Source organism: Klebsiella sp. 1SOBk10mer, from assembly GCF_046602535.1.
In the GTDB taxonomy this organism is placed as follows: domain Bacteria; phylum Pseudomonadota; class Gammaproteobacteria; order Enterobacterales; family Enterobacteriaceae; genus Klebsiella; species Klebsiella quasipneumoniae.
The window spans coordinates 1-6,241 of sequence record NZ_JBKIUP010000034.1; the positions used below are offsets into that span (position 1 = coordinate 1).

At 55.1% G+C, this 6,241-nt stretch carries 5 protein-coding genes and 1 pseudogene; 2 read left to right on the plus strand and 4 right to left on the minus strand.

Annotation, left to right across the window (positions count from 1 at the left end; all coding sequences use genetic code 11):
- Window positions 1-96, plus strand: a 96-nt coding sequence (locus ACLH1I_RS26180) for an IS1 family transposase (protein WP_000851394.1), incomplete at its 5' end; no start/stop codon positions are given.
- 14 nt (window positions 97-110) lie between these two features.
- Here the strand turns inward: ACLH1I_RS26180 and ACLH1I_RS26185 are convergent.
- The 4 genes and pseudogenes from ACLH1I_RS26185 to glgB all read right to left on the minus strand — a co-directional run.
- A pseudogene (locus tag ACLH1I_RS26185) lies at window positions 111-644 on the minus strand (glycogen/starch/alpha-glucan phosphorylase); the annotation flags it as partial.
- Window positions 645-662: 18 nt separating this feature from the next.
- Window positions 663-2,096 (minus strand): glycogen synthase GlgA, encoded by a 1,434-nt coding sequence (glgA, locus tag ACLH1I_RS26190; RefSeq protein ID WP_009653212.1) that lies wholly within the window; start codon window positions 2,094-2,096, stop codon window positions 663-665.
- A gap of 88 nt (window positions 2,097-2,184) precedes the next feature.
- Window positions 2,185-3,468: a glucose-1-phosphate adenylyltransferase gene (glgC, locus tag ACLH1I_RS26195; protein WP_004099051.1), complete on the minus strand. Its 1,284-nt coding sequence runs from the start codon at window positions 3,466-3,468 to the stop codon at window positions 2,185-2,187.
- 129 nt (window positions 3,469-3,597) lie between these two features.
- A complete protein-coding gene (gene glgB / locus ACLH1I_RS26200; RefSeq protein ID WP_004099052.1) occupies window positions 3,598-5,790 on the minus strand; it encodes a 1,4-alpha-glucan branching enzyme in 2,193 nt (730 codons plus the stop codon).
- Window positions 5,791-6,162: 372 nt separating this feature from the next.
- Here glgB and ACLH1I_RS26205 point away from each other — a divergent pair.
- On the plus strand, window positions 6,163-6,241 hold a 79-nt coding region (locus tag ACLH1I_RS26205; RefSeq protein ID WP_223602338.1), incomplete at its 3' end, for a hypothetical protein.

Below are 6,241 nucleotides of genomic sequence, written 5' to 3' on the forward strand. Positions count from 1 at the left end.
GCAAGGCTGGGCAGGAAGTCCCTGTCGTTCTCAAAATCGGTGGAGCTGCATGACAAAGTCATCGGGCACTATCTGAACATAAAACACTATCAGTAAATTGGAGTCATTACCGGGTTACCGTACTCCAGCCAGTAGTCCGGTGACTCCATCTGCCGGCCGTCGATGATGTTTTGCTTGAACATGCCGTAGTCGTAGCGGATGCCGTAACCGCGTCCTGGCAGCCCCAGCGTGGCCAGGGAGTCGAGAAAACAGGCTGCCAGACGACCGAGACCGCCGTTGCCCAGGCCCGGGTCATTCTCTTCGTCAATCAGCTCTTCCAGATCCAGACCCATCCCGGCCAGCGCTGTTTTCACATCCTCATAGATGCCCAGCGACAGTAAGGCATTCGAGAGGGTACGGCCGATGAGAAACTCCATCGACAGATAATATACCTGGCGCGCCTGCTGCGAGATCCGCGCCCGATGCGCCCGCAACCAGCGCTCAACCAGCCGATCGCGCACGGCGAACAGCGTAGCATTGAGCCATTCATGCTTATTGGCAAGTGAAGGGTCTTTACCGAGAATAAACATGAGGTTATAAGCGATAGCATGCTGCAGCGCTTCTTCATTCAGCCTGGGTGAAATATAACTTATGCGTGGTTCCATTTTTCTTATCCGTAGCAATTAAATAATACGCTGATACAACAGGTGGAAAGACTTTGCGGCACTTTGCCAGCTAAAATCCATGCTCATCGCCTGCCGCTGCACGTAACGCCACAGCGAGGGACGCGACCACAGGACACTGGCCCGGTGGATAGCATGTAATAACGATTCCGTCTCGCTGTCGGTAAACACAAATCCGGTCGCGAGCCCGTCAACAAGGTTTTCGAGCGAACAGTCGGCGACGGTATCCGCCAGTCCGCCGGTACGGCGAACCAGCGGTAATGTGCCGTAGCGCAGACCATAAAGCTGGGTCAGACCGCAGGGTTCAAAACGGCTGGGCACCAGGATGACGTCGGCGCCGCCAATCATCTGATGCGACAGCGCCTCGTCGTAGCCGATCCGGATACTCACCTGCCCGGGGTATTGCGCCTCGGCGGTCAGAAAACGGGCCTGCAAATCCGGGTCCCCGGATCCCAGCAGCGCCAGCTGCCCTCCCTTAGATATAATTCCCGGCAGCGCGCCAAACAGAAGATCCAGCCCCTTCTGGCTGGTCAGCCGGCTCACAACGGTGAACAGCAGCGCCCGATCGTCCGCCTTCAGCCCCAGCGACGTCTGCAGCTGCTGCTTGTTCTTCGCTTTCTCCGCCAGTGAATTCTGGTCGTAAGGCGCTGCCAGCAGCGGATCGCGGCGCGGATCCCAGATATTTTTGTCAACCCCGTTCAGGATCCCCGACAGTCGCCCTTCCCGCTGACGTTGCCGCAGCAGCTCTTCCAGACCAAACGCGTACTGTGGTTCGGTAATTTCACGGGCATATGTCGGGCTGACGGTGGTGATATGGTCAGCGAAATAGAGACCCGCCTTAAGGAAGGAGATTTGCCCATTAAACTCCACCCCGTGCATCTGGAAGAACGACCACGGTAACGCGATCTCCGCCATATGCCGGGCCTGAAACAACCCCTGATAGGCAATGTTGTGCACCGTAAACACCGATTTGGCCGGGTTGCCGCGGGTGGCCAGATAAGCCGGGGTGAGACCCGCGTGCCAGTCATGGGCGTGGACGATTTCAGGACGCCAGAACGGGTCAAGACCACCGGCAAGCTCGGCCCCGACCCAGCTCAGCAACGCGAAACGCAGGACGTTATCAGGATAATCCTGCATCTGCTGGTTATGATAAGGATTACCCGTCCGGTCATAGAGATGCGGGGCATCAATCAGATAGATGCCCACACCGTTAAAATGGCCAAACAGCAGCGTCATCCGCCCGGCGAATGTCTCCCTGCTGGCCACCACCTGCGGATCCTGAACCCCGTTGCGGATCGCCGGAAACCCAGGCAGCAGCACGCGGGTATCCAGCCCCTCGGCAATTTGCGCCGCCGGGAGCGCGCCGGTGACGTCGGCCAGTCCGCCCGTTTTTAACAGCGGGAACATCTCTGCTCCTACATGTAAAACTTGCATGTATGCTCCTTATTATTCAGCCACAGAGACGACCCGCGACAGGGCAATATTTTCTCTGCCGCCGGACACGCTTTTTCCGCAAATGGGCTCATACCTCAAGTTTGTCCAGCATTTCTTTGGTAACCAGAACGATGCCTTCTTCCGAACGATAAAAGCGTCGCGCATCCTCAACGGCATTTTCGCCAATCACCGTCCCCTCCGGAATAACGCATCCCCGGTCGATCACGCAGCGTCTTATCCTGCAGGAGCGACCGACCCAGACGCCCGGTAATAAAACCGACGAATCAATATTACAGAACGAGTTAATCCGAACTCTGGAAAATAGAACCGACTGCACCACCACCGAGCCAGAAATAATACAGCCGCCGGAGACCAGAGAATTCATGGTCATGCCATGACTGCCGGAACGGTCCTGAACAAATTTGGCGCTGGGCAGCGATTCGACATAGGTACGGATAGGCCAGTTACGGTCATAAACGTCCAGCTCTGGCACTACTGAGGCTAAATCCAGATTCGCTTTCCAGTACGCCTCCAGGGTTCCGACATCGCGCCAGTATGGCTCGGCATTATTATCCGACTGAACGCAGGAGCGCGGGAACGGATGCGCATACGCTTCACCTGCCGCCGTTATCCTGGGAATAATATCTTTGCCAAAATCATGGGTGGAGTGTTCATCCCGATCGTCGTCTTCCAGCAGCTGGTAGAGATATTCCGCATCAAACACATAAATGCCCATACTGGCAAGCGAGCGGGTTTCATCGCCAGGAATGGTGGGCGGATTAGCCGGTTTTTCAACAAATTCAATGATTTTGTCATTCTCATCCACGGCCATGACGCCAAAAGCGCTTGCCTCTTCAACCGGGACCGGCAGGCAGGCCACGGTACAGCGCGCCCCTTTTTCAACGTGATCGAGCAGCATCCGCGAATAATCTTGTTTATAGATATGGTCCCCGGCCAGAATAACGACATATTCCGCATCATAGCGGCGGATAATATCCAGATTCTGGGTCACGGCATCCGCCGTCCCCCGATACCAGTTCTCACCATGCACCCGCTGCTGCGCCGGTAATAAATCCACGAACTCATTCATTTCTTCGTTAAAGAATGCCCAGCCGCGTTGAATATGCTGCACCAGTGAATGGGACTGATATTGTGTAATGACCCCGATACGTCTTATTCCGGAGTTAATACAATTCGATAAAGCAAAATCAATAATTCTGAATTTACCGCCGAAATGCACCGCAGGTTTTGCGCGAATAGTGGTCAGGTCTTTTAATCGTGTGCCACGTCCGCCGGCGAGGATCAGGGCCACGGATTTAAGCGGTAACTGGCGCGACAGCATTAAGTTGTCAGTATATTCAAGTTTACTCATAATAATGTCCTGCTATTAAATAAAAGCCATAAAAGAAAATAATGAAGAAAAAGCCTCACTCTTCTGCAAAATAATTCAGAAGTGATCACCTCCGGTAATAAGTCAGCTGCAATAAATCAGCTGCGCGTTTTATTGCCCTGCAGATTCCCGTACCAGCCAGATTGTCGCCAGCGGCGGCAGAGTCACCGACAGCGAATGCTCCCGACCGTGGCTGGCGATCGCCTCGCTTGCCACGCAGCCGCCGTTGCCGGTGTTGCTCCCGTGGTAGTGCATCGAGTCGGTGTTCAGCTCTTCACGCCAGCGCCCCGGCTGGTTAATCCCGAAGCGATAGCCGTGACGCGGTACTGGCGTGAAGTTGCTCGCCACGATTATCTCGTTCCCGGCTTTATCGCGACGGACAAAGATAAACACCGACCGTTCATGGTCATCCACAACAAGCCATTCAAAGCCGTAGGGGTCAAAATCCAGTTCGTGCAGTGCCTTATGGTGGCGATAGGTATGGTTCAGATCGCGCACCAGACGCTGCACCCCGTGATGCCAGTTGTCGCCCCCTTCCAGCAGATGCCAGTCGAGGCTGGCGTCGTGGTTCCACTCCCGCCCCTGGGCAAACTCGTTGCCCATAAACAGCAGCTTTTTACCGGGGAAGGCAAACAGCCAGCCGTAGTAGGCGCGCAGGTTGGCGAACTTCTGCCAGGCATCGCCAGGCATCCGGTCAAGAATCGATTTTTTGCCGTGAACCACTTCATCGTGTGACAGCGGCAACACGAAGTTTTCGGTGTAGTTGTAGAGCATCCCGAAGGTCATCTTGTCGTGATGATAACGACGATAGATGGGATCGAGCTGCATATAGTCGAGGGTGTCATGCATCCAGCCGAGGTTCCATTTGAACCAGAAGCCAAGACCGCCCGTCGAAGACGGTCGTGTAACCCCGGCGAAGTCGGTGGACTCCTCCGCCATCGTGACCGCTCCCGGCGTCTGCTCACCGAGCACACGGTTGGTATTGCGCAGAAATTCAATCGCTTCGAGGTTTTCCCGGCCGCCGTACTCATTGGGCACCCACTCCCCCTCTTTGCGGCTGTAGTCGCGGTAGATCATTGACGCAACCGCATCCACGCGCAGGGCGTCGATCCCGAAGCGTTCAATCCAGTACAGCGCGTTCCCGACCAGAAAGTTGCTGACTTCACGGCGACCGTAGTTGTAGATCAGCGTATTCCAGTCCTGGTGATAACCTTCTCGCGGGTCGCTGTGTTCATACAACGCGGTGCCGTCGAACGATGCCAGCGCAAAGTCATCCGACGGGAAGTGGCCCGGCACCCAGTCGAGGATCACGTTCAGACCCGCGGCATGGGCAGCATTCAGGAAGTAGCGGAAGTCTTCACGGGTACCAAAACGGCGGGTCGGCGCGTACAGCCCGGTGGGCTGATAGCCCCAGCTGCCGTCGAACGGATGTTCGTTTACCGGCAGCAGCTCCAGATGGGTGAAGCCCATCCACTTCGCGTAAGGCACCAGCTGGTCCGCCAGCTCGCGGTAGCTGAGCCAGAAATGGTTATCGGCGTGGCGGCGCCACGAGCCAAGGTGCACTTCATAAATCGAAATCGGTGCATCAAACTGGTTGGCCTGCTGACGGGACTGTGGCTGTTCGACCTTTTCCGGCATGCCGCAGATAAGCGACGCGCTTTCCGGGCGCATCTGTGCCTCAAAGGCATACGGGTCGGATTTCACCCGCAGGTGGCCGTGGGCGTCAATCAGCTCGAACTTATACAGCTGGCCGTTATGCGCGCCGGGGACAAACAGCTCCCAGATGCCGGACTCTTTGCGCAGACGCATCGGGTGGCGGCGGCCGTCCCAGTAGTTGAACTGTCCGACCACCGACACACGACGGGCGTTCGGCGCCCAGACGGAAAAACGCGTCCCGGTGACGCCGTCCATGGTGTCGGCATGGGCTCCCAGCGTCTCGTAGGGCCGCAGATGAGTCCCTTCAGCGAGCAGCCAGGCATCAAGCTCCTGCAGCAGCGGGCCAAAGCGATAGGGGTCGTCAATCAGGTTTTGCTGACCGTGCCAGGTGACGGCCAGCTGGTAACGAAAAGGATTTTTCCGGCGCGGCAGAACGCCGCTAAAGAACCCGCGTGTGTCGAGGCATTCGAGTTTACCGACTTTGCGCCCGGTTTTCGGTTCAATCACCCATACATCGGTGGCATCGGGTAATAATGCGCGCACTTCCAGACCCGCATCGGTTGAGTGCATGCCAAGCACGGAAAATGGATCGGAACAATGACCTGCGAGAAGTGCGGAGATCGCACTTTTTTCATTATAATCAGACATGGCAGTCACCCTACTATCATCCTGCGGAAAGAATTAAAACGCCTCTTCCTGCTTTATTGATCCGGTAATATTCCGCTGCATGCTACGCATCGAAATATCAACACGTTATTCCAGAGCCTTAAGACATGTCGGTTGTCCACAAATAGAGAGTGATTAACCTCCTGAGAAGTGAGTTAAATGCGCTGTACGACTTCTGTATTATCTGTCTTCAGAATAATTACTCCTGATTTTCTTTCTGTGAGTAAACACTCATTTCTATATTAATGGGGAAACTAATTTTTATTTCGTCACGAATGATGAGTTTCCTTCTGCTGAATTCGTCAGATCGTATATAAAAAAAGGCTTTGTTGAATAAATCGAACTTTTGCTGAGTTGAAGGATCAGATCACGCATCTTCCCGACAACGCAGACCGTTCCGTGGCAAAGCAAAAGTTCAAAATCACCAACTGGC